This is a genomic window from Streptomyces capparidis (assembly GCF_054782095.1).
Genome location: NZ_BAAGTD010000001.1, coordinates 398,675 through 419,736 on the forward strand (window position 1 = coordinate 398,675; position 21,062 = coordinate 419,736).

The window sequence follows — 21,062 nt, forward strand, 5'->3', positions numbered from 1 at the left end:
ACGTGGCTCCTCTTCCCCACTAGTACCACCTGCATCTACTCTGGGAGCAAGCGCACGTGCGTGCAGGAGTCACCGGAGGGGAAGCCGGTGCCCGTCACGTGCGAAAGGTTCGGTGTCTCATGGCTTCTGACCAGAGGCCTCTGAACGAGGTCGTCTTTCTGACCGTCGCCGAAGTGGCGACGGTGATGCGAGTGTCCAAGATGACCGTGTACCGATTGGTGCACAGCGGTCATCTGCCCGCGATCCGGGTGGGGCGTTCCTTCCGGGTCCCAGAACAGGCAGTGCACGACTACCTCCGCGAGTCCTATGTGGGGGCGGACACGGCTTAACCGCGGCATCAGGGCCCTCGTTAACGCCGGAGCATTCGGGGCGGGTAGGCTAAGCCGACGTAGGTCGTGTGGGCTCGGACGCCCCGCACCGAGTGATCCGGCGCCGCAACCCAGTGGATCCGGAACGTATCCCCGCGGGTGCGGGGTGATTCAGTGAGCGAGGGTATTCGTGGGCTCTGTCATCAAGAAGCGCCGCAAGCGTATGGCCAAGAAGAAGCACCGCAAGCTGCTCAAGCGCACGCGCGTGCAGCGTCGCAACAAGAAGTAGGCGGCGCCGCGGGGCAGACCGCGGTTCCGCACCCGCAGGGACCGCACCCGCCGCGGCGGGGCGAGGCTTCTTCAGGCCGGCCGCCCGTCACTCGGTCCACCGCTCCGGTGGCCCCGAGTGGCGGGCGGTGGCGTTTCCCGCCCCAGCCGCAGGCCGCCGCCTTCCGCCCCCATCCCACCGCATCCCGGGAAACTCCCCGCCAACCCCGGGTGACGCCGGCCCGGCCGTGGGTAGGCGCACCGGGCGGCGGCACCGGCGTGTCGCGGCCGGGAGCCGGTACGGTGCCGTCCGGGGGCAGCGGCACCGCCAGGAAGGGGCGCGGATGGGATCGGTCGTACTCGTCACCGGAGCCGCACGGCATCTGAGCGGGCGGTTCATCCGCCACATCCAGCGCGAGCCGGACATCGACCGGGTGGTCGGCGTGGACGTGGTGACGCCGGAGCACTCCCTGGGCCGCGCCGAGTTCGTGCGCGCGGACATCAGGCACCCGCTGATCGCCAAGGTGCTCGCCGAGACCGGCGCCGACACGGTCGTCCACATGGACGTCAGCGGCACCCCGCTGAGCTCCGGTGGCCGCGCGGCGGTGAAGGAGACCAACGTCATCGGCACCATGCAGTTGCTCGGTGCGTGCCAGAAGTCGCCGGCCGTGCGCCGCCTGGTGGTGAAGTCCACCACCAGCGTCTACGGCTCCGCGCCCCGCGACCCGGCCGTCTTCAGCGAGACCATGCTGCCCAAGGCGCTGCCGACCGGCGGGTTCGCCAAGGACGCCTGCGAGGTCGAGGGCTATGTGCGCGGCTTCGCCCGCCGCCGCCCCGACGTCGCCGTCACCGTGCTGCGCTTCGCCAACATCCTCGGCGCGGCCGGCGGCACCCCGCTCGCCGACTACTTCTGCCTGCCCGTCCTGCCCACCGTCATCGGCTACGACCCCAGGCTCCAGTTCGTGCACGAGGACGACGTGGTGGACGTGCTGCGCCTGTGCTGCCTCCAGCCGCGCCGCGGCACGTTCAACGCGGGCACCTTCAACATCGCCGGGGACGGCGTGCTGCTGCTGTCCCAGTGCGCCAGGCGCCTGGGGCGGCCCACCGTGCCCGTGCTGCTGCCCGCCATCACCGGACTCGGCCAGTTCATGCGCGCCGTGCGCTTCACCGACTTCTCGCCGGAGCAGATCCGCCTGCTGACGCACGGCAGGGTCGTGGACACCACCCAGATGCGCGAGACCCTCGGCTTCACCCCCCGCTACAGCACGGCGGAGGCCTTCGGCGACTTCGCCCGCGGCCGCGGCCCCGGCCTGCTGCCGCCCGAGCGCCTGGCCGGGGCCGTGGACCGGCTCGCCGACCTCCTGCCGCCCGCGATCGCCCGCAAGGAGTACACCCGACATGGCTGACGCGAAGGTCATCCCGTTCGACGAGGACGGCCGCGGACGACGGGCGGCCGGCGCCTCACGCGGCTCGGCGGCGCGCCCCGCCCCAGCGCGGCCGCGGCCCGCCGGGCCGGACGGCGTCACCCCGCCGACGCCGCTGCCGCTGCCGCACGTCGCCCCGCCGGAGCAGGGCGGGCCGGGCGCGCCGCCGTACCAGGCCGGGCCCGGCGCGGACGGCGACCCGGCGGGCGTCGGCGCGGGGGCGCTGGCCGACGCGTTCGCCGAGGCCCTCACCGGCGCGCTCGCCGAGGCCGCGGACCGGCTGCTCGGCGGGTCGTGGGAGCGGCGCATCGCCTCCGGGCTCGCCTTCCTGCGCCGCAGGATCACCGGCGACTACGAGGTGGACGAGTTCGGTTTCGATCCGGAACTGACCGACCAGGTGCTGATGTCGGTCATGCGGCCGCTGTTCAACGACTACTTCCGGGTGGAGGTGCGCGGCATCGAGAACATCCCCGACACCGGGGGCGCGCTCGTCGTCGCCAACCACTCCGGGACCCTGCCGCTGGACGCGCTGATGACCCAGGTCGCCGTCCACGACCACCACCCCAACGGCCGTCACCTGCGGCTGCTCGCCGCCGACCTGGTGTTCGTGCTGCCGGTCGTCAACGAGCTCGCCCGCAAGGCCGGGCACACCCTCGCCTGCGCGGAGGACGCCCAGCGGCTGCTGGAGCGGGGCGAGGTCGTCGGGGTGATGCCGGAGGGCTTCAAGGGGCTCGGCAAGCCGTTCTCCGAGCGGTACAAGCTCCAGCGGTTCGGCCGGGGCGGGTTCGTCTCGACGGCGCTGCGCACCGGCGTGCCGATCGTGCCGTGCTCGATCGTCGGAGCCGAGGAGATCTACCCGATGATCGCCAACTCCCGCACCCTGGCCCGCCTGTTCGGGTTCCCGTACTTCCCGGTGACGCCGTTCTTCCCGTGGCTCGGGCCGCTGGGCGCGGTGCCGCTGCCGACGAAGTGGACCATCGAGTTCGGCGAGCCGATCCCGACGGCCGACCACCCGCCGGAGGCCGCCGAGGACCCGATGCTGGTGTTCAACCTGACCGACCAGGTCCGCGAGACCATCCAGCACACCCTGTACCGGCTGCTGGTGCAGCGGCGGTCGGTGTTCTTCTGACCACCGCTGCTCTGCCGACCACGCGCGGGGGCCGCCCCCGGTCTGCGAGGGCAGGCCCCCGCGCGGTGTGTCCCGGCGGGGTCGTCAGCCGTCCGTCCTGCCGCCGCCCAGGCCGAGATCCGGCAGCAGGTCGGGCAGCAGCGGGGGCAGGGTGATCTCCCCCTCCGGGGCCCGCTCCCGCTCCCGCTCCGGCGGGGAGGTGCTGCCGCTCGGCTTCGGCGGGCCCTCACCGATCGGCAGCCCGAGGCCGCCGAGCAGGCCCTCCTCCGGCTTCTCGCCGAGCGGCGGGCTGGACTGGCGCTCGCTCTCCACGCGCGGCGGCGTGCTGCGGTCCGCGGGGGCGGTGCTGGGGGCCGGCGCGGACGGCCCGGAGCGCTTTCCGCGGGCCGTCTCGCGGCCGTTCACCGCGGGCGTGCCGCCGCCCTCGACGGTGGCCTCCTGGCGCGGCTGGACGGGCAGCAGCGCGCGCAGCGGGATGACGTCCTGCTCTATGGCGTCGAGCACCGAGGAGACGTTGTCCCTGATCTGGGAGAGTTGCTCGGGCAGCAGCGGGCTCAGCTCGGACCAGTGGCGGCGCTGGGTGTCGGAGAACGAGGCCAGCTTCTCGATCGGCTGGAGCGAGCCGCCCTGCTGGTAGGCGCGGCTGAGCAGGTCGTGCCCGCGGGCGGCCTCGTCGTGCATGCCGGACAGGGCGCGGCGGACGTCGCCGAGCTGGTCCTCGTCCAGGGGGCCGGACTTGGCCCGGTCCATCAGGCGGCGGGCCTCCTTCAGCCGGGTGGAGGCCATGTCGAGGTAGACCTCGCCGCGGTCGGTGTCGTCGTCCGCCATGGTCAGGCGGAGATCCTCCATGCTGCGCTTGAGGCCGTAGAGGGTGTCGCCCGGCAGCGCGTCGGAGCTGGCCACCGCGGCGCCGCTGAGCCCGCCCGCGGCCACCCCGACGGCCAGGCCGCTGACGGCGAGCCCGCGGCCCCAGCGGGACCTGGGCCGCAGCCTGCCGAGCCGGGCGGCGGAACCGGCGAGCTGGCCGTGGGGCCGCCGGCCGTCGCGGGGCTCGGGCACGCCCGAGCCCGCCGCGGGAGCGCCGCCCGCCGCCTCCTGGGCCGCGGCCACCAGGCGGGCCCGCTGCGCCGCCTTGATGTCCGGGTCGAGGCTGGGCGAGGGAAGGTCGGACAGGGCCCGCGCAACGGTCAGCATGCGCTCCTGGAGGGCGTCGGCACCCTGGGCGGGGCGGGCGCCCCGCCTGCGGTCGCTGCGGCCGGACGGCTCCTCGGCGCCGCCGGACCGGCGGGCCCCGCCGTCCCCCGCGGCCCCGTTCTGAGCGGTTCCTTCCCCCGCGGCCCCGTCCTGTGCGGCCCTGTCCTGCGCGGCCCGCGCGGCGCGGGTCCGGGACCGCGGGCCGGGGGAGTCCGGCGGCTCCGGAGCGCCCGGGGCCTCGGCGTCGCGCTCCCCGGCCCCGTCGGGGCGGGTGTCGCGCGCCGGGGCGTCCGCGGCCCGGTCGTCCTGCGCCTGGGCGTCCAAGGCTTGGGCGAAGGCGTTCGCCCGCCGGTGCGTTGTCGCGTTGGCGACCACGGGCGGCACCTCCTCTCTCGTTCACGCCTTCGACACCCGCATACGGCCGAAGGGTTGCACAGTCACTGCTACGCCACTCGTTCGAGTGATACGGCGATTCCGCGCGCACGGTTGGTTCAGCGGTGGATCCAACGGTTCGGGTGGCTCGGCCGGGGCTCGGAGTCAGGGCTCGGACAGCGATGGACCACGGGCCCGTGCGGGGCTTCCACCGCTTGAAACGAGCAGCGTGCCACTCGGGTTACGCAGGCATGATGATGTGACCGGAATGCCCGTTCGTCCCTCTTCCGCCCTCCGGCCGGCCCTTGCGGGCGCGCCGCGGTCCGCGAGCGTGGTCCGCGGCGTGGGTGGACCGTGCGGGTGGACCATTCGGACCGGCCCTCGCGGCGCCGCCCCCCGGGCGGCGCGGCGCTCAGCGGGCGTCGTCGGGCAGCAGTCTGGCCAGGGTCCTGACCGCGCGGTACTGGAGGGTCTTGATCGCGCCCTCGTTCTTGCCCATCACCCGGGCCGTCTCCGCCACCGAGAGGCCCTGGAGGAACCGCAGCGTCACGCACTCCTGCTGCTGCGGGTTGAGCCTGCGGACGGCCTGGAGCAGCGCGTCGTTCGACAGCCGCTCCAGCACCGAGTCCTCCGGGCTCGGCTCGACCTCGTTCGCGTCGAGCATCTCCCCGGTGGTGACCTCCAGGCGGAACCGGCTGGACTTGAAGTGGTCCGCCACCAGGTTGCGCGCGATCGTGACCAGCCAGGCGCCGAAGTCGCGGCCCTGCCAGGTGAAGGTGCCGATGCGGCGCAGGGCGCGCAGGAAGGTCTCGCTGGTGAGGTCCTCCGCGGTCGCCCGGCCGCCGACGCGGTAGTAGATGTACCGGTAGACCGTCTCGGAGTAGTGGTCGTACAGCTCGCCGAAGGCCTCGGCCTCGCCCTGCTGGGCGCGCTCCACGAGGCCCATCATCCGGTGGCTGTCGCCCTCCGCGCCGGGGCGCCGGGACGGGTGCCCGGCGCCGCGCTCCCGCGCGGAGGAGGTGCGGGTGCGGGTCGCGACGCCCACGGCCGGGTTGGCCATGGCGTAGACGGGGCCTGCGGAGATGGGTGCGGGGACAGGTGCGGGGGCGAAGGCGGGTTCGGCGAACGCGGGGACGAGCTGGCACAGGCGGTGGTACACCAGTGCGCGCAGCGCAGCCAAACCTGAGGCGTCAACCCCGACGTGTGGGTACACGGGACTCCCAGAGGCAGAACTTCCATCACGTGCAGTACGGGACCGTTCACCCGTCGTAGGGACGCGTGGGTACCGGCGTGCGTCAGAGGAGAATAACGCTTCGTACAGGCGACACTACACCGAGTTGCCGAATTCGCCGGTTCCGCTCGGACAGTTATGCATTGGCGGCGGGTCAAGTATCAGATGTCCGCTGGGATCTGACCACTTCATGTACGAGTCCGGTCGATTTTGGGGTTGCGGGCGAATCGAGGGGAAACGGCGCGCCCGGCGCGCGGAATGAGTGCGAACGAACAACGCGCGCCGGTGCGTACCACCTCTGTCCCGTCCGGCAATTGCCACGCGCCGTTCCGCGCCGCTCCCGGACTTCGTGCCCCGTCCCCGGACACCGAGCCCGTGCCGCAGGCCCGGCGCCGCCGGCTCCGCCCTCGCGGGGCCAGCGGACCTCCGTCCGGGCGTCCGCTCAGCGGCGGCGGCGGTCGCGCAGGGCCACCGCCGCGGCGGCGCCGCCCGCGACCGCGCCGACCCCGGCCGCGGCGGGGATGCCGATCTTCGCCGCCTTACGGCCCGTCCGGTAGTCGCGCAGCCGCCAGCCGTGCTCCCTGGCGTGGCGGCGCAGCGCCGAGTCCGGGTTGATCGCGTACGGGTGGCCGACCAGGGAGAGCATGGGTATGTCGTTGGCCGAGTCGCTGTAGGCGGCGCAGCGCGACAGGTCCAGGCCCTCGGCCCTGGCCAGCGCCCGCACCGCCTCCGCCTTGGCGGGCCCGTGCAGCATCGAGCCGACCAGGCGGCCGGTGTACACCCCGTCGATCGTCTCCGAGACGGTGCCGAGCGCCCCGGTCAGGCCCATCCGGCGGGCGATGATGGAGGCGGTCTCCACGGGGGCGGCCGTCACCAGCCACACCCGCTGCCCGGCGTCCAGGTGGGCCTGGGCCAGCGCGCGGGTGCCCGGCCAGATCCGGCCGGCCATGTACTCGTCGTAGATCTCCTCGCCGATGGCCATGAGCTCCTCGACGCGGTGCCCCTTGATGATCGACAGCGCGCTGTCGCGGGCGTCCTGGATGTGCTCGGGGTCCTCGGACCCGGCGAGCCGGAACCACGTCTGCTGCCAGGCGAAGCGCAGCAGGTCGCGCTTGTGGAAGAAGTCGCGCTTGTACAGGCCGCGGCCCAGGTGGAATATCGCCGCGCCCTGCATCACCGTGTTGTCGAGGTCGAAGAACGCGGCGGCCCGCGGGTCGCCCGCGACCGGGAACCGCTCCTCGGGGGCGGCGTCCTCCCGGCGTTCGGCCTCCTCCCGGCGCGCGGCGGCCTCGCCGCCCTCCCGCGCGGTGGCGCGCGCGGCCTCGGCGGCGGCCTCGCCCGCCAGTCTGGTCCGTGCGCTGACGGACCATTTGCGTGGAGTGAGCCTTCGCAGCACGGCCATACTCGCGAGCATAACCAGTCACCGTCCCCATGCCGGTGACGCCCGGGTGCGAAGCCGTGAACTCCCCGTGTCGGCCGATCGCCCGGCGCCGCGTTCGGCGGGCATTGCACAATCGATTCCGTGACACCCTTCCTGCGCCGGGCCAAGAGCCCTTCCGACCACACCGTGACGCTCATCGGAAAACCGGACTGCCATCTGTGCGACCAGGCCCGCGCGGTCGTGGAGAAGGTGACCGGGGAACTGGGAGTGCCCTGGGAGGAACTCGACATCACCAAGGACGAGGAACTCCACCGCAAGTACTGGGAGCAGATTCCGGTCACCCTGGTGGACGGAAAGCAGCACGACTTCTGGCGGGTGGACGAGCGGCGCCTGCGGCGGGCCCTGGGCGGCTGAGAGCGGTCACCGGCGCACACGGACCGGGCCGCCCCGGCCCGGCGGCGAGCCCTCCCGCCCGGCGGCGGCCCTCAGTCGGCGATGCCGGCCGTGGCGGCCCTGCGGAAGCCCAGGCGGGCGTAGACGCGGGCCACCGCCTCCCCGTCCGCCGAGAGGAACACCAGACCGGCGCCGCGCGCCAGGGCGTCCCCGGCGAGGGCCGAGGTGACCGCGGCAGCCAGGCCCTCGCGCCGCGCGGCGGGCAGCGTGCCCACGCCCACCACCTCGCTGACGTCCCCCACCTGCTGGTGGCTGCCCACGGCCACCGGTCCCTGCGGGCCGTGCGCGGCGTACATCACGGTGCGGCCCGAGCGCAGCCGCTCCCGCAGGGCGTCCACCGATCCCGGCGGCAGGCCGAGCGCCGCCAGGTCGCGCTCCCGCTCCCCGGCCGCCCCCGGCAGGGTGCCCCGGTGCGCGAACGCCACCGCGGCCACGGCCTGCGCCGCGGGCAGCCCCGTGTCGTCCGCGGTGACGCGGCGCACCCGGAACGGGGCGGGCGCGGGGACCGGGGCGAAGGCGTCCCGGTCCAGCACCAGCAGCGGGTGCAGATGGACGGCGAGCCCCGCCCCGCGGGCCGCGGCGGCCATGGACGGGGCGGTCTCCTCCACCCACTCGAACGCCTCGGGCAGCCCCAGCGCCCGCTGCCGCAGCCGCACCGCCGCGATGTCGCCCGCGGTCACCGGTCCCGCGGCGTCCGGGCGCGGCCTGGCGTAGTAGGGCCAGCCGGCGCCCTCGCGCACGAACAGCACCAGCGGGCCGATGTCCTCCGCCCGCGCCGCGGCGCGCGGCACCGCGTCGTAGTACCGCTCCAGGCGTTCAAGCAAGTCGCTCACGCGGCCAGCAAACCCGTATCGGCCACCGTGGCGCCAGCCCTTTCCCGGAGGTGTCGCGGGCGCGCCGGCCCCCCGTGCCCCGGGCCCGCGCCGCCCGTTCACCGCCCGGCCTCCTCCCCGTCGCCCGAGCCCCGCCGCGGGCCGGGAAAGCCGCGGGCATGTCGTGGTATTCACCTTTGAATAATTGTTCGTATACCATTCAGGAGTTTTGTCGTCCGGGGGGCACGGTGAGGAGTGTGAGCACGTGCTCTCCGGCTGGTGCCACGAGTCGTCCGGGGCCGGGGGCGCGGGCTACGCCGTGGTCGACCTCGAGGCGACGGGGCCCAGCCCCCGGCGGCACCGCGTGCTCGAGGTCGCCGTCGTGCTGCTGGACGACCGGTGCCGCCCCGAGGCGGAGTTCGCCACCCTGGTCGACCCCAGGGGGCCCGTCGGCCCCACCCACATCCACGGCATAGGGACCGGCGACGTCGGCGGCGCCCCGCGGTTCGCCGAGATCGCGGCGCATCTGCTCGGGCTGCTGCGCGGGCGGGTGCTCGTCGGCCACCACGTCGCCTGCGACCTGGGCTTCCTGGTCGGCGAGTACGCCCGGGTCGGCGTGGCCCTGCCCGCCGTCCCCACCCTGTGCACGATGCGGCTCGCCGCCGACCACCTGCCCGCCCTGGACGGCCTGTCGCTGCGCGCCTGCTGCGCCGCCGCGGGGCTGCCCCGCTTCGCCGAGCACACCGCGCTCGGGGACGCCCGCGCCACCGCCGCGCTGCTGCGGCACTGCGCCGAACTGCTGTCCGGCTGCTCCGGCCGGGGTCGCCCGGTCGCGTGGAGTCATGCACTCCTCGAGGCGGCCGCGCTGCAATGGCCGTCTCTGGTCTCGCAGGGGGCGCCGCGCACCGTGCGCCGCGCCGCCACGTGGGGTTTCGGAGGGAACGCGCGGCCCGGGGGAATGGTGCCCGCACGGCCGAAAGGGGGTGCGTGATGCCCGTCACTTCCCTCGGACAAAGCGGACACCATCTTTGTGCACGCGTTCACAAAGGCATAGCCTTCAGTGCACAGGACGGCCCCAGGGACACCGGCCGCCCGCAGCCCAGCTCTACCCGCAGGAGCATCGTGGCAACTGGCCGTACACACCGACCGGCGAGCCGGAGCCGAGGAATCCCGGAGGCGACGGTGGCCCGCCTTCCGCTGTACCTACGGGCGCTCACCGCCCTGTCGGAGCGATCCGTACCCACCGTCTCGTCCGAGGAACTCGCCGCGGCGGCCGGAGTGAACTCCGCCAAGCTCCGCAAGGACTTCTCGTACCTCGGCTCGTACGGCACCCGCGGTGTCGGCTACGACGTCGAGTACCTCGTCTACCAGATCTCCAGGGAACTGGGGTTGACCCAGGACTGGCCGGTCGTCATCGTCGGAATCGGAAACCTTGGCCATGCCCTCGCCAACTACGGGGGCTTCGCGTCGCGCGGTTTCCGGGTGGCCGCCCTCATCGACGCGGACCCGGCCCTGACCGGAAGGATCACCGCCGGTCTGCCCATCAGGCACACCGACGAACTGGAAACGATCATCCGGGAGAACCAGGTGTCCATCGGCGTCATCGCGACCCCCGCGGGCGCGGCGCAGGAGGTGTGCGACCGGCTGGTCGCCGCCGGGGTCACCAGCATCCTGAACTTCGCCCCCACCGTGCTGTCCGTCCCGGACGGCGTGGACGTGCGCAAGGTCGACCTGTCCATAGAGCTCCAGATCCTGGCCTTCCACGAGCAGCGCAAGTCCGGCGAGGACGCGGTCGCCGCGGCCGCCGAGCGCGCGGGCGCGGCGGACGGCGACGCGGGCGACAAGGCCGGCCCCATCGCGGGCCCCGCCAAGGCGGCCAAGGCGGCGGTGAAGGCCGCCGTCGCCAAGAAGACCGGCCGGTCCTCCGGCCCTGACGGGGACGTCCCCGCCGTGATGCCGGCATGAGCCTGCTCGTCGTCGGCCTCAGCCACCGCTCAGCGCCCGTGAGCGTGCTGGAGCGCGCCGCCATGACCGGCGACGCGCGCGGCAAGCTGCTCCAGGACGCGCTGGCGGCGGAGCCCGTCACCGAGGCCGTGCTGCTGTCCACGTGCAACCGCGTCGAGCTGTACGCCGACGTGGAGAAGTTCCACGCCGGGGTGGCCGAGCTGTCCACGCTGCTGTCCCAGCACAGCGGCGTCGGCCTGGAGGAGCTCACCCCCCACCTGTACGTCCACTACGAGGACCGCGCCGTCCACCACCTGTTCTCGGTGGCGTGCGGCCTGGACTCCATGGTCGTCGGCGAGGGCCAGATCCTCGGGCAGCTCAAGGAGGCGCTCGGGCTCGCCCAGGAGCTGCACAGCGCGGGCCGCGCCCTGAACGACCTGTTCCAGCAGGGCCTGCGGGTGGGCAAGCGCGCCCACAGCGAGACGGGCATCGACAAGGCCGGGCAGTCCCTGGTCACCTTCGGCCTGGAGCAGCTCGCCGGCGTCGTCGGGGAGCTGGCGGGCCTGCGCGCCCTGGTCGTCGGCGCCGGCTCGATGAGCTCGCTCGCCGCGACCACGCTGGCCCGCGCCGGGGTCGCCGAGCTGGTGATCGCCAACCGCACCCGGGAGCGCGCCGAGCGCCTGGCCGCGAGCCTGGGCGGGCGCGCCGTGCCGTTCGGGGACGTCCCCCGGGAGCTCGCCCGCACCGACCTCGTCGTCTCCTGCACCGGCGCCACCGGCCTGGTGCTGACCCGCGACACGGTCGCCGCCGCCGTGGCGGAGCGGGACGGCGGCGGCCCGCTGGCGCTGCTCGACCTGGCCATGCCCCGCGACGTGGACGCCGCCGTGCACGGCCTGCCCGGCACCCACCTGGTGGACCTGGAGCTGCTGGCCGGCGAGGAGTCCACCGCGGCCGGCGCCGGTGACGTGGACTCGGCCCGCAGGATCGTCTCCGCTGAGGTCGAGGCGTTCGGCGCCGCCCAGCGCGCCGCCCGCATCACACCGACCGTGGTCGCCCTGCGCACCATGGCGGCCGACGTGGTCAGCAGCGAGCTGGCCCGGCTCGACGGACGGCTGCCCGGCCTGGACGACAAGGCCCGGGCGGAGATCACCCAGACCGTGCGGCGCGTGGTGGACAAGCTCCTGCACGCGCCGACCGTGCGCGTCAAGCAACTGGCGGGCGAGCCCGGCGGCGCCGGGTACGCCGACGCGCTGCGCGAACTGTTCGACCTCGACCCGCAGGCGGTCACCGCCATCAGCAGGGCCGACACCGGGGACCCGAATCGAGGGCGGGTATGAGCAACAGCACACTCAAACTGGGCACCCGGCGCAGCGCGCTGGCGATGGCCCAGTCCGGACAGGTCGCCGAGGCGGTGAGCGCAGCGACCGGCCGGCCCGTGGAACTCGTGGAGATCACCACCTACGGCGACACCTCCCGCGAGCACCTGGCGACCATCGGCGGCACCGGCGTGTTCGTCTCGGCACTGCGCGACGCCCTGCTGGAGGGCAGGATCGACTTCGCGGTGCACTCCCTGAAGGACCTGCCGACCGCCCCCGCCGACGGCCTGGTCCTCGCGGCCGTGCCCCGCCGGGAGGACCCGCGCGACGTGCTGGTCTCCCGCGACGGCCGCAAGCTCGCCGAGCTGCCCCGCGGCGCCCGCGTCGGCACGGGCTCGCCGCGCCGGATGGCCCAGCTCAACGCGTGGGCGCTGGCCCACGGCGCCGAGATCGCCACGGTGCCCATCCGCGGCAACGTCGACACCCGGATCGGCTATGTGCGCTCCGGTGAGCTCGACGCCGTGGTCCTGGCCCGCGCCGGGCTCGCCCGGCTCGGCCGCCTGGACGACGCCGCCGAGGTGCTGGACACCGACGTGGTACTGCCCGCCCCCGGCCAGGGGGCCCTGGCGATCGAGTGCTCCGCCTCCGACGCGGAGCTGATCGCCGCGCTCGCCGTGCTCGACGACCCGCTCACGCGGGCCGCCGTCACGGCGGAGCGCTCCCTGCTCGCCGCCCTGGAGGCCGGCTGCTCCGCCCCCGTGGGCGCGCTGGCCGACGCCGTGGCGCCGCCCGCCGCGGGCGGGCAGCGCGGCACCGGGGCCGACGGGCCTGTCACCGAGCTGCGCCTGCGCGGTGTCGTCGGCCTCGCCGACGGCAGCTCGCTGGTGCAGATGTCCGCCACCGGAACTGTCCCCGCGTCGGGCGACGCCGCCGCGGCCCTCGGCCGTGAGCTCGCCGCCGCGATGCTCGCCAGGGGAGCAGCCGGTCTGATGGGGGAGCGAGCACTTTGAGCCCCACCACCGCCCAGCCCGAATCCCACGGCCGTCCCCAGCCCAGCGGTCTGCGCGGGCGACGGACACTCGGACACGTCACCTTCCTCGGTGCCGGGCCCGGGGACCCCGGCCTGCTGACCCTGCGCGCGGTCGAGGCGCTCACCGGCGCCGACGTCCTCATCGCGGACCCGGCCGTCCTCGACGCCGTGCGCCCCCACACCGGCTCCCACGCCGACGTCGTGGAGTTCCCCACCGCCACGGAGCTGTCCAAGCTCGTCGCCACCTCGGCGAAGGGCGGCAAGCGCGTGGTCCGCGCCGTCGCGGGCGACCCGGGGCTCGACGGGCGCGCCGCGGAGGAGATGCTGGCCTGCGCCGCGGCCGGCATCCCGTTCGAGGTGGTGCCGGGTGTCGCCAACGCCGTCGGTGTCCCCGCCTACGCGGGCATCCCGCTGCGTCCGGCCACCGGCGCCGGCGTCCGCTTCGTGGACGCCGAGACCGCCTCCGAGCGGTGCTGGAGCGAGGTCGGCGGCAGTGACGCCACCCTCGTGGTGAGCACCACCCTGGAGACCGTCGCGGCGGCCGCCGCCGAGCTGATCGCCTCCGGGCGCAAGCCGGACACCCCGCTCACCGTCACCGTCGCCGGGACCACCACCCGCCAGCGCACCTGGAGCGCGACGCTGTCCACGATCGCCGCCGAGCTGAAGGCCACCAAGGCGCTGCCCGCGGCCGAGCCCGGGCAGCCCGCGATAGCCGTGGTGGGCGAGCAGACCGGGCAGCGCGAGCAGCTCTCCTGGTTCGAGACCAAGCCGCTGTTCGGCTGGAAGGTCCTCGTGCCCAGGACGAAGGAGCAGGCGGCCTCGCTGTCGGACCAGCTCCGCTCCTATGGTGCCGTGCCGCACGAGGTTCCCACCATCGCCGTTGAACCCCCGCGCACCCCCCAGCAGATGGAGCGCGCGGTCAAGGGCCTGGTCACCGGGCGCTACGAGTGGATCGCCTTCACCTCGGTCAACGCGGTCAAGGCGGTGCGGGAGAAGTTCGAGGAGTACGGGCTCGACGCGCGCGCGTTCGCCGGGATCAAGGTGGCCGCCGTGGGCGAGCAGACCGCGAAGGCGCTGGTGGAGTTCGGTGTGAAGCCGGACCTGGTGCCCAGCGGCGAGCAGTCCGCGGCCGGGCTGCTGGAGGACTGGCCGCCGTACGACCCGGTGTTCGACCCGATCGACCGCGTCTTCCTGCCGCGCGCCGACATCGCCACCGAGACCCTGGTGGCGGGCCTGATCGAGCTCGGCTGGGAGGTGGACGACGTCACCGCCTACCGGACGGTGCGCGCCTCGCCGCCGCCCGCCGCGACCCGCGAGGCGATCAAGGGCGGCGGGTTCGACGCGGTGCTGTTCACCTCGTCCTCCACGGTGCGCAACCTCGTCGGCATCGCCGGCAAGCCGCACAACGTCACCGTGATCGCCTGTATCGGCCCGGCCACCGCCAAGACCGCGGAGGAGCACGGGCTGCGGGTGGACGTGCTCTCGCCCGAGCCGTCCGTGCACGCCCTCGCCGAGGCCCTCGCCGACTTCGGCGCGGCCCGCCGCGACGCCGCGCTGGCCGCGGGCGAGCCGGTCACCCGCCCCAGTGAACGACGCCCCGGATCCCGTAGGAGGGCCCGCGGATGAGCACGCGCTTCGAACCGTCCCCGGGCGGCTTCCCCGGCATCCGGCCGCGGCGGCTGCGCACCACCCCCGCCATGCGCCGCATGGTCGCCGAGACCCGGCTGCACCCGGCGGAGCTGGTGCTGCCGCTGTTCGTGCGGGAGGGCATCGCCGAGCCCGTCCCGGTGTCCTCGATGCCCGGCGTCGTCCAGCACACCCCCGACACGCTGCGCAAGGCCGCCGCCGAGGCCGTGGCCGCGGGCGTGGGCGGGCTGATGCTGTTCGGGCTGCCGGAGCACAAGGACGCGGTGGGCTCGGCGGGCACCGACCCCGACGGCATCCTCCAGCGGGCCATCCGCGACGTGGTGTCCGAGGTCGGCGACGCCGCCGTGGTGATGTCCGACCTGTGCCTGGACGAGTACACCGACCACGGCCACTGCGGCGTGCTGGACGAGGCCGGGCGGGTGGACAACGACGCCACGCTGGAGCGCTACGCCGAGATGGCGGTGGTGCAGGCCGACGCGGGCGTCCACGTCGTCGGGCCGAGCGGCATGATGGACGGGCAGGTCGGCGTCGTCCGGCGGGCCCTGGACGCCGCGGGCCACCAGGACGTGGCGGTGCTGGCGTACACGGCCAAGTACGCCTCCGCGTTCTACGGCCCGTTCCGCGAGGCGGTGAACTCCTCGCTCACCGGCGACCGCAAGACCTACCAGCAGGACGGCGCCAACGCCCGCGAGGCGATGCGCGAGCTCGCCCTCGACCTGGCGGAGGGCGCCGACATGGTGATGGTCAAGCCCGCCCTGGCCTATTTGGACATCCTGCGGCAGGTCGCCGACGCCAGCGACGTGCCGGTGGCGGCGTACCAGATCTCCGGGGAGTACGCGATGGTCGAGGCGGCCGCCGCCAACGGCTGGCTGGAGCGGGACCGCGTGATCATGGAGACGCTGACCTCCATCCGCCGCGCGGGAGCGGGCATCATCCTCACCTACTGGGCCACCGAGGTGGCCGGCTGGCTGCGCGACGCGTAACCGGCCGCAGGCTTCTCCTCGACCCGACCCGACCCGACCGCCGTGGGGCCGCGCCCCGCGGCGGTCGGGCATTTCATGGGCCCGGTGGACCCCGGTCGCCGTCCGTGTAGCCGTCCGTTTCACGTGAAACGGACGGCTATCGGGAGATGACCGTGCGTCAACCCGCCCGGGTCCGGGTCACCCCGGCCGGGTGACTTCCTCCCAGCCGGTCGCTTGACCTTTGCCGGTCACTTCACCTTGGCCAGGGCCTCCTTGGCGGCCCGCAGCGCGCCGTCCTCCATCTTCTTGGCGGACGGCTCCTCCTCGCCCTCGAACCCGGCGCCGTCGTAGGACACCGTCAGCACCACGTTGGACGTGCGGACCACCACCGTCACATCGCGGTAGCCCTCGCCGTCCTTGGTGACCTCGGCGCTCACCAACTGCGACTCGTCGCCCAGGTTCGCCTGGCGGATGGCCGGGTCCTCGCCCTTGGCCAGGCCGTCGGGCGCGGCGGAGGCCGCCTTGAGCTTCTGGTACGCCTTCTCGGCCCGGTCCTCGGCGCTCCCGGCGCCCGGGGAGGTGTCGGAGCGCTGGTAGGCCACGTCCAGCCAGCGGTACTGGAAGCCGTCCAGCCCGTTCCAGCTACACCCGCCGCGGGCGTTGCGGTCCGAGGTCTTCGCGGCGTCACCCGAGGCGTCCTTCACCTCGGGCACCAGGTCCTCCACCGTGTCCGCGCTCAGCGCCTCGCACGGGTCCGGCAGCTTGGTGAACCGCGCGGGCTCCGGGCTCGGGGACGAGGCGGACGGCGACGGCGGGGCGGTGCTGGCGCTGGCGGCGTTGTCCGCGTCTCCCGAGGAGCCGGAGCCGCCGGAGTCCGACGACCCGGAGCAGCCGACGACGAGCACCGGCACAACGGCCACGGCGAGGGCGCGGGCGAGAGCTTCGGCTATGCGTTGCATGGTTCGCCACAATACGCGGGCGGGCAGGCGCCCAGGCCCCGCACCGGCCGCCCCGTGGCGGGGCTCACGGCCGTCAGCCGTCGCTCAGCCGGCCCGCCAGGTCCTGGGCGACCAGATGGGCGCTGCGCTGGAGCTCACCGCTGGCGGGCAGCTCGTCACCCTCGGCGGGCCACTGCTGGTAGTCCACGGTGACGATGACGTTGTCCTTGCGGAACACCAGCCGGATCTCCCGGTGCGGCGCGGAGTCGTCGGAGGCCGCCCGCTCGGCCATGAACGCCTCGTCGCCTATGCCGCCCACCAGCCGGGGCGAGGTGTCGGACGAGCCGTCCTGGGACACCTCCGCGGAGGAGGACGGCGCGACGGCGCCACCCATGGGCACATGGGCCGCCGAGGCGCTCGCCAGGTAGTCCTCCTCGGCCTGCTCCTCGTCGCTGACCCCGGAGTCGTAGGAGACCACCCGGGTGAGGTCGATGCGCAGCGAGCGGCTGCCCGCCAGGCCGTCGCCGCCCCAGCTCCACTCGCACCCGGCCCGCCGGTCGGTGTCGAAGGTGAGCGTGGGCCTGCCCTCGGCCGGGTCGCCGCCGGCCAGGTCCAGGGCGTCGTCGTTGTCGGTGCCGGCGTCCTGGCCCTGCTGCCGGTCCTGCTCCGCGCTGGCGGGCATCAGCAGGCGCAGGGTGGCGTTGGACACCGCCCCGCACGGCTCCGGCAGCACCCGGAACTTCCCCGGCGGCAGCGGCGTGGCGGACTCCCCGGCGCTGGCCGCGCGGGTGCGGGTGCCGTCGCCGGCGTCGCCGGACGAGCCGGTGCAGCCGACCGCGGCGAGCAGCAGCCCGGCGAGGGCCGGAACGGCCGCCGCACGGCCAACTCGCGTCGCCAGCAGGGTCATGCGCCGCTCCTCACCGGGAAAACCCATTGCCCACCCCGTGCGAACCATGGCTCTATGGATCCCGCCACCTGTTCGACCAACGAGGAAGGAGGGGGACGTTGACCTTCATTGTCTATCGCAGAGGCCGATGCGTCCGCCTCTCCGGGGCCCGCAGCGCGACCTGACTCCCCTTCTGTCGCTTTTGCCCCGCGCCCTTCCGCGTTCCCTGACGCTTTCTTCACCTTTTCCTCGTGGTGCTCAGGAGGCCCCACCCATGACGTACACCGAAGTTCCCGGCATCAACATCCCGATCCGCATGTGGGCCGACCCCGCGACGGTCGAGGACCAGGCGATGCAGCAACTGCGCAACGTGTCCTCGCTGCCGTGGATCAGCGGCCTGGCCGTGATGCCCGACGTGCACTACGGCAAGGGCGCGACCGTCGGCTCCGTCATCGCCATGCGCGACGCCGTCTGCCCGGCCGCGGTCGGCGTGGACATCGGCTGCGGGATGAGCGCGGTGAAGACCTCGCTCACGGCCCGCGACCTGCCCGACGACCTGTCCCGGCTGCGCTCGGCGATCGAGCGGGCCATCCCCGTCGGCCGCGGCATGCACCGCGACCCGGTGGACCCGTCGCGACTGCACGGCTTCCCCACCGCGCAGTGGGACGGCTTCTGGGCGCGGTTCGACTCCCTCGCCGAGGCGGTGCGCCTGCGGCGGGAGAGGGCGCTCGCGCAGATGGGGACGCTCGGCTCCGGGAACCACTTCATCGAGTTCTGCCTGGACGAGACCGGTTCGGTGTGGCTGATGCTGCACTCGGGGTCGCGCAACATCGGCAAGGAGCTCGCCGAGCACCACATCGGGGTCGCGCAGCGCCTGCCGCACAACCAGGGCCTGGTCGACCGCGACCTGGCGGTGTTCGTCGCGCAGACCCCGCAGATGGCGGCGTACCGCTCGGACCTGTTCTGGGCGCAGGAGTACGCCAAGCTGAACCGCGCGATCATGATGGCGCTGTTCCAGGACGTGGTGCGGCGCGAGTTCCGCAAGGCGAAGGTCACCTTCGAGGAGACGATCAGTTGCCACCACAACTACGTCGCCGAGGAGCGGTACGGCGGCGTGGACATGCTGGTCACCCGCAAGGGCGCCATCCGCGCCGGCTCGGGGGACCTGGGCATCATCCCCGGGTCCATGGGCACCGGCTCCTACATCGTGCGGGGCCTGGGCAACGAGGCGTCGTTCAACTCCGCGTCCCACGGCGCGGGCCGCAGGATGAGCCGCAACGCGGCCCGCAAGCGGTTCACGACGCGGGACCTGGCGGAGCAGACCGAGGGCGTGGAGTGCCGCAAGGACTCCGGCGTGGTGGACGAGATCCCGGGCGCCTACAAGAAGATAGAGAAGGTCATCGAGCAGCAGCAGGACCTGGTGGAGGTCGTGGCGAAGCTGAAGCAGGTGGTCTGCGTCAAGGGCTGAGCCCCGGGCGCGGGCCGGGCGGCCCCGCCGCCCCTGTCACCGTCGTCCCGCCGCCGTCGCGTCCGCCCGCGGCCCCCGCGCCGCCGGGCGGACGCCGCGGTACGCCCCGGCTACGCCCCGAAGCTCCGGCCGGAGCTCCCGCCCTTCCTGCCCGCCCCGGGCAGCAGGTGGGCCGGGAGCAGCTCACGCGCCGGCTCGCTGTAGCCCACGGAGACTATCCGGTCGCCCTCGTAGGTGAACGTGGTCAGGCTGGCCAGCGAGCACTGCCGCTTGCGGGGGTCGTGCCACAGCCTGCGCCGCTCGGTGAAGCAGCGCGTCACCCAGATCGGCAACTGGTGGCTGACGCACACCGCCTCGTGCCCCCGCGCGGCGTCCCGGGCCGCGTTCAGCGCCGCCATCATCCGCACCACCTGCTCGATGTACGGCTCGCCCCAGGAGGGACGGAAGGGGTTGGTGAGGTGCCGCCAGTGCGACGGCTTGCGCAGCGACCCGTCGCCGACCCCGAACGTCTTGCCCTGGAAGACGTTCTCCGCCTCCAGCAGCCGCTCGTCCGAGGCCACCTCCAGGCCGTGCTCGGCCGCGATCGGCTGCGCGGTCTCCTGGGCGCGCTCCAGCGGGGACGCCACCACGTGGGTGATGTCCCGGTCCGCCAGGTGCTCCGCGACGCGGTCGGCCATCTTCCGGCCCAGCTCGGACAGGTGGTAGCCCGGCAGCCGCCCGTACAGCACCCCGGTGGGGTTCTCCACCTCGCCGTGCCGCATCAGATGGACGACGGTGATCTCGTTGCCACTCACCCGGGCTTCTCCTTGATGCTCAGGTCCTGCCTACTGGAAAACGGCGCGCACGGCCGGGCCGGCCGGCCGTGCGCCCCACCCCGCATGGTCACCCATGACCGGGGACGGGTGTCACTCGGCCGCCACCGCCGCCGCCGCGGCGCGGGCCGCCGCGGGCAGCGCCGCGGCGATCCGCTCGACCGCCTCCGCGTCGTGCGCCGCGGAGACGAACCACGACTCGAACGCCGAGGGCGGCAGGTACACGCCCTGCGACAGCATCGAGTGGAAGAACCCGGTGAAACGGTACGCCTCCTGCGCCCGGGCCTCGGCGAAGTTCGTCACGGGAGCCTCAGTGAAGAACACCGAGAACATGTTCCCCGCCGTCTGCACCCGGTGCGCCACGCCCTCCTTGGTGAGCGCCTCGCCCACCAGCCCCGCCACCTCGGCGGCCACCCGGTCCACGGCCGCGTACACCGCGTCGTCGGCCAGCCGCAGTTGCGCCAGGCCCGCCGCCGTGGCCACGGGGTTCCCCGACAGCGTCCCGGCCTGGTACACGGGCCCGGCGGGCGCCAGGTGCTCCATCACGTCGGCCCGTCCGCCGAAGGCCGCCGCGGGGAACCCGCCGCCCATGACCTTCCCGAACGTCATCAGGTCGGGCCGGACGCCCTCGATGCCGTACCAGCCCGCCCGGGACACGCGGAACCCGGTCATCACCTCGTCGGAGACGAACAGCGCCCCGTGCTCCCGGCACAGGTCGGCCAGCCCCTGGTTGAACCCGGGCTGCGGCGGCACCACGCCCATGTTCCCGGCCGCCGCCTCGGTGATCACGCAGGCGATCTCCCGCGGGTGCGCGGCGAACGCCTCGCGCACCGCCGCCAGGTCGTTGTATGGCAGCACGATCGTGTCGCCCGCCTGCGCCCCGGTCACCCCCGGGCTGTCCGGCAGCGCGAACGTGGCCACCCCGGACCCGGCCGAGGCGAGCAGCGCGTCCACGTGCCCGTGGTAGCACCCGGCGAACTTGATCACCTTCGCCCGCCCGGTGAAGCCGCGCGCCAGCCGGATCGCCGACATGGTGGCCTCGGTCCCGGACGAGACCAGGCGCACCCGCTCCACGGGCTCCACCCGGGCCACGATCTCCTCGGCGAGCGCCACCTCGCCCTCACCGGGCGTGCCGAAGGAGGTGCCGCGGGCGACGGCCTCCTGCACGGCGGCGGTGACCTCGGGGTGCCGGTGGCCCAGGAGCATCGGCCCCCAGGAGCACACGAGATCGACATACGTCCGCCCGTCCGCGTCGGTCAGGTACGGACCCTCCCCGGACACCATGAACCGGGGCGTACCGCCCACGGCGCGGAAGGCTCGGACCGGAGAGTTCACCCCGCCTGGTGTCACAGCGGCGGCGCGCTCGAAGAAGGTCTGCGAAACTGGGGCCTCGTACGGATAGCTCACACAGGCAATGTTCTCAGAGCTTCGTTCGGATGTGGGGAACGGGCGTTTCGGGCCCCGTTTCGTACAAGCATCTGAGACGAT

Annotated in this window: 20 protein-coding genes; 12 read left to right on the forward strand and 8 right to left on the reverse strand. The window is 74.0% G+C overall.

Annotated features, from left to right (window positions below):
- Positions 1-119 precede the first annotated feature (119 nt).
- The 4 genes from ACYVO2_RS01815 to ACYVO2_RS01830 all read left to right on the forward strand — a co-directional run bounded on the left by ACYVO2_RS01815 (position 120) and on the right by ACYVO2_RS01830 (position 3,128).
- On the forward strand, positions 120-329 hold the full coding sequence (locus ACYVO2_RS01815) for a helix-turn-helix domain-containing protein (RefSeq protein ID WP_461005706.1): 210 nt from the start codon (positions 120-122) through the stop codon (positions 327-329).
- A 169-nt stretch (positions 330-498) separates the two neighbouring features.
- A complete protein-coding gene (locus ACYVO2_RS01820; RefSeq protein ID WP_003948845.1) occupies positions 499-597 on the forward strand; it encodes a 30S ribosomal protein bS22 in 99 nt (32 codons plus the stop codon).
- Positions 598-919: 322 nt separating this feature from the next.
- Positions 920-1,981 (forward strand): NAD-dependent epimerase/dehydratase family protein, encoded by a 1,062-nt coding sequence (locus ACYVO2_RS01825; protein ID WP_461005707.1) that lies wholly within the window; start codon positions 920-922, stop codon positions 1,979-1,981.
- The gene (locus ACYVO2_RS01830; protein ID WP_461005708.1) at positions 1,974-3,128 is read left to right on the forward strand and encodes a lysophospholipid acyltransferase family protein; all 1,155 of its coding nucleotides are present in this window, start codon (positions 1,974-1,976) and stop codon (positions 3,126-3,128) included. The genes ACYVO2_RS01825 and ACYVO2_RS01830 overlap by 8 nt, the downstream gene beginning before the upstream one ends.
- Positions 3,129-3,212: 84 nt before the next feature.
- On the opposite strand, the gene ACYVO2_RS01835 is transcribed toward ACYVO2_RS01830, so the two are convergent.
- The 3 genes from ACYVO2_RS01835 to ACYVO2_RS01845 all read right to left on the reverse strand — a co-directional run bounded on the left by ACYVO2_RS01835 (position 3,213) and on the right by ACYVO2_RS01845 (position 7,327).
- Positions 3,213-4,697 carry a DUF5667 domain-containing protein gene (locus ACYVO2_RS01835; RefSeq protein ID WP_461005709.1) on the reverse strand — a complete coding sequence of 495 codons (1,485 nt, stop codon included), beginning with the start codon at positions 4,695-4,697 and terminating at the stop codon, positions 3,213-3,215.
- 409 nt (positions 4,698-5,106) lie between these two features.
- Positions 5,107-5,907, reverse strand: coding sequence for an ECF subfamily RNA polymerase sigma factor, BldN family (locus ACYVO2_RS01840; protein ID WP_461005710.1), 801 nt, complete (start codon positions 5,905-5,907; stop codon positions 5,107-5,109).
- Between the two features lie 460 nt (positions 5,908-6,367).
- Entirely contained in the window at positions 6,368-7,327 is a 960-nt protein-coding gene (locus tag ACYVO2_RS01845) for an HAD family hydrolase (RefSeq protein ID WP_461005711.1), read from the reverse strand.
- A gap of 120 nt (positions 7,328-7,447) precedes the next feature.
- Between ACYVO2_RS01845 and ACYVO2_RS01850 the strand changes: the two genes are divergently transcribed.
- On the forward strand, positions 7,448-7,720 hold the full coding sequence (locus ACYVO2_RS01850) for a glutaredoxin family protein (RefSeq protein WP_461005712.1): 273 nt from the start codon (positions 7,448-7,450) through the stop codon (positions 7,718-7,720).
- A gap of 71 nt (positions 7,721-7,791) precedes the next feature.
- Here the strand turns inward: ACYVO2_RS01850 and ACYVO2_RS01855 are convergent, their stop codons facing one another.
- Positions 7,792-8,592 carry a GNAT family N-acetyltransferase gene (locus ACYVO2_RS01855; RefSeq protein ID WP_461005713.1) on the reverse strand — a complete coding sequence of 267 codons (801 nt, stop codon included), beginning with the start codon at positions 8,590-8,592 and terminating at the stop codon, positions 7,792-7,794.
- Between the two features lie 244 nt (positions 8,593-8,836).
- On the opposite strand from ACYVO2_RS01855, the gene ACYVO2_RS01860 reads away from it, so the two are divergent.
- The 6 genes from ACYVO2_RS01860 (at position 8,837) to hemB (ending at position 15,491) form a co-directional block, all read left to right on the forward strand.
- Positions 8,837-9,562: a 3'-5' exonuclease gene (locus tag ACYVO2_RS01860; protein ID WP_461005714.1), complete on the forward strand. Its 726-nt coding sequence runs from the start codon at positions 8,837-8,839 to the stop codon at positions 9,560-9,562.
- Positions 9,563-9,693: 131 nt separating this feature from the next.
- The gene (locus ACYVO2_RS01865; protein ID WP_461005715.1) at positions 9,694-10,536 is read left to right on the forward strand and encodes a redox-sensing transcriptional repressor Rex; all 843 of its coding nucleotides are present in this window, start codon (positions 9,694-9,696) and stop codon (positions 10,534-10,536) included.
- Complete coding sequence (locus ACYVO2_RS01870; protein ID WP_461005716.1) at positions 10,533-11,852, forward strand: glutamyl-tRNA reductase; 1,320 nt, start codon at positions 10,533-10,535, stop codon at positions 11,850-11,852. Before ACYVO2_RS01865 ends, ACYVO2_RS01870 begins: the two co-directional genes overlap by 4 nt.
- The gene (gene hemC, locus ACYVO2_RS01875; RefSeq protein WP_461005717.1) at positions 11,849-12,841 is read left to right on the forward strand and encodes a hydroxymethylbilane synthase; all 993 of its coding nucleotides are present in this window, start codon (positions 11,849-11,851) and stop codon (positions 12,839-12,841) included. The genes ACYVO2_RS01870 and hemC overlap by 4 nt, the downstream gene beginning before the upstream one ends.
- Before the next feature lie 50 nt (positions 12,842-12,891).
- Positions 12,892-14,487 (forward strand): bifunctional uroporphyrinogen-III C-methyltransferase/uroporphyrinogen-III synthase, encoded by a 1,596-nt coding sequence (locus ACYVO2_RS01880; RefSeq protein WP_461005774.1) that lies wholly within the window; start codon positions 12,892-12,894, stop codon positions 14,485-14,487.
- A complete protein-coding gene (gene hemB / locus ACYVO2_RS01885) occupies positions 14,484-15,491 on the forward strand; it encodes a porphobilinogen synthase (RefSeq protein ID WP_461005718.1) in 1,008 nt (335 codons plus the stop codon). Before ACYVO2_RS01880 ends, hemB begins: the two co-directional genes overlap by 4 nt.
- A 227-nt stretch (positions 15,492-15,718) precedes the next feature.
- On the opposite strand, the gene ACYVO2_RS01890 is transcribed toward hemB, so the two are convergent.
- Together ACYVO2_RS01890 and ACYVO2_RS01895 are read right to left on the reverse strand one after the other, a co-directional pair.
- Positions 15,719-16,429 (reverse strand): DUF3558 family protein, encoded by a 711-nt coding sequence (locus ACYVO2_RS01890; RefSeq protein ID WP_461005719.1) that lies wholly within the window; start codon positions 16,427-16,429, stop codon positions 15,719-15,721.
- Positions 16,430-16,502: 73 nt separating this feature from the next.
- Complete coding sequence (locus ACYVO2_RS01895; protein WP_461005720.1) at positions 16,503-17,315, reverse strand: hypothetical protein; 813 nt, start codon at positions 17,313-17,315, stop codon at positions 16,503-16,505.
- A gap of 253 nt (positions 17,316-17,568) precedes the next feature.
- Here ACYVO2_RS01895 and ACYVO2_RS01900 point away from each other — a divergent pair, with 253 nt between their 5' ends.
- The gene (locus ACYVO2_RS01900; protein WP_461005721.1) at positions 17,569-18,762 is read left to right on the forward strand and encodes an RtcB family protein; all 1,194 of its coding nucleotides are present in this window, start codon (positions 17,569-17,571) and stop codon (positions 18,760-18,762) included.
- A 110-nt stretch (positions 18,763-18,872) separates the two neighbouring features.
- On the opposite strand, the gene ACYVO2_RS01905 is transcribed toward ACYVO2_RS01900, so the two are convergent.
- Both ACYVO2_RS01905 and hemL read right to left on the reverse strand, forming a co-directional pair.
- Entirely contained in the window at positions 18,873-19,523 is a 651-nt protein-coding gene (locus tag ACYVO2_RS01905) for a histidine phosphatase family protein (RefSeq protein WP_461005775.1), read from the reverse strand.
- 144 nt (positions 19,524-19,667) lie between these two features.
- On the reverse strand, positions 19,668-20,990 hold the full coding sequence (gene hemL, locus ACYVO2_RS01910) for a glutamate-1-semialdehyde 2,1-aminomutase (RefSeq protein ID WP_461005776.1): 1,323 nt from the start codon (positions 20,988-20,990) through the stop codon (positions 19,668-19,670).
- Positions 20,991-21,062 lie beyond the last annotated feature (72 nt).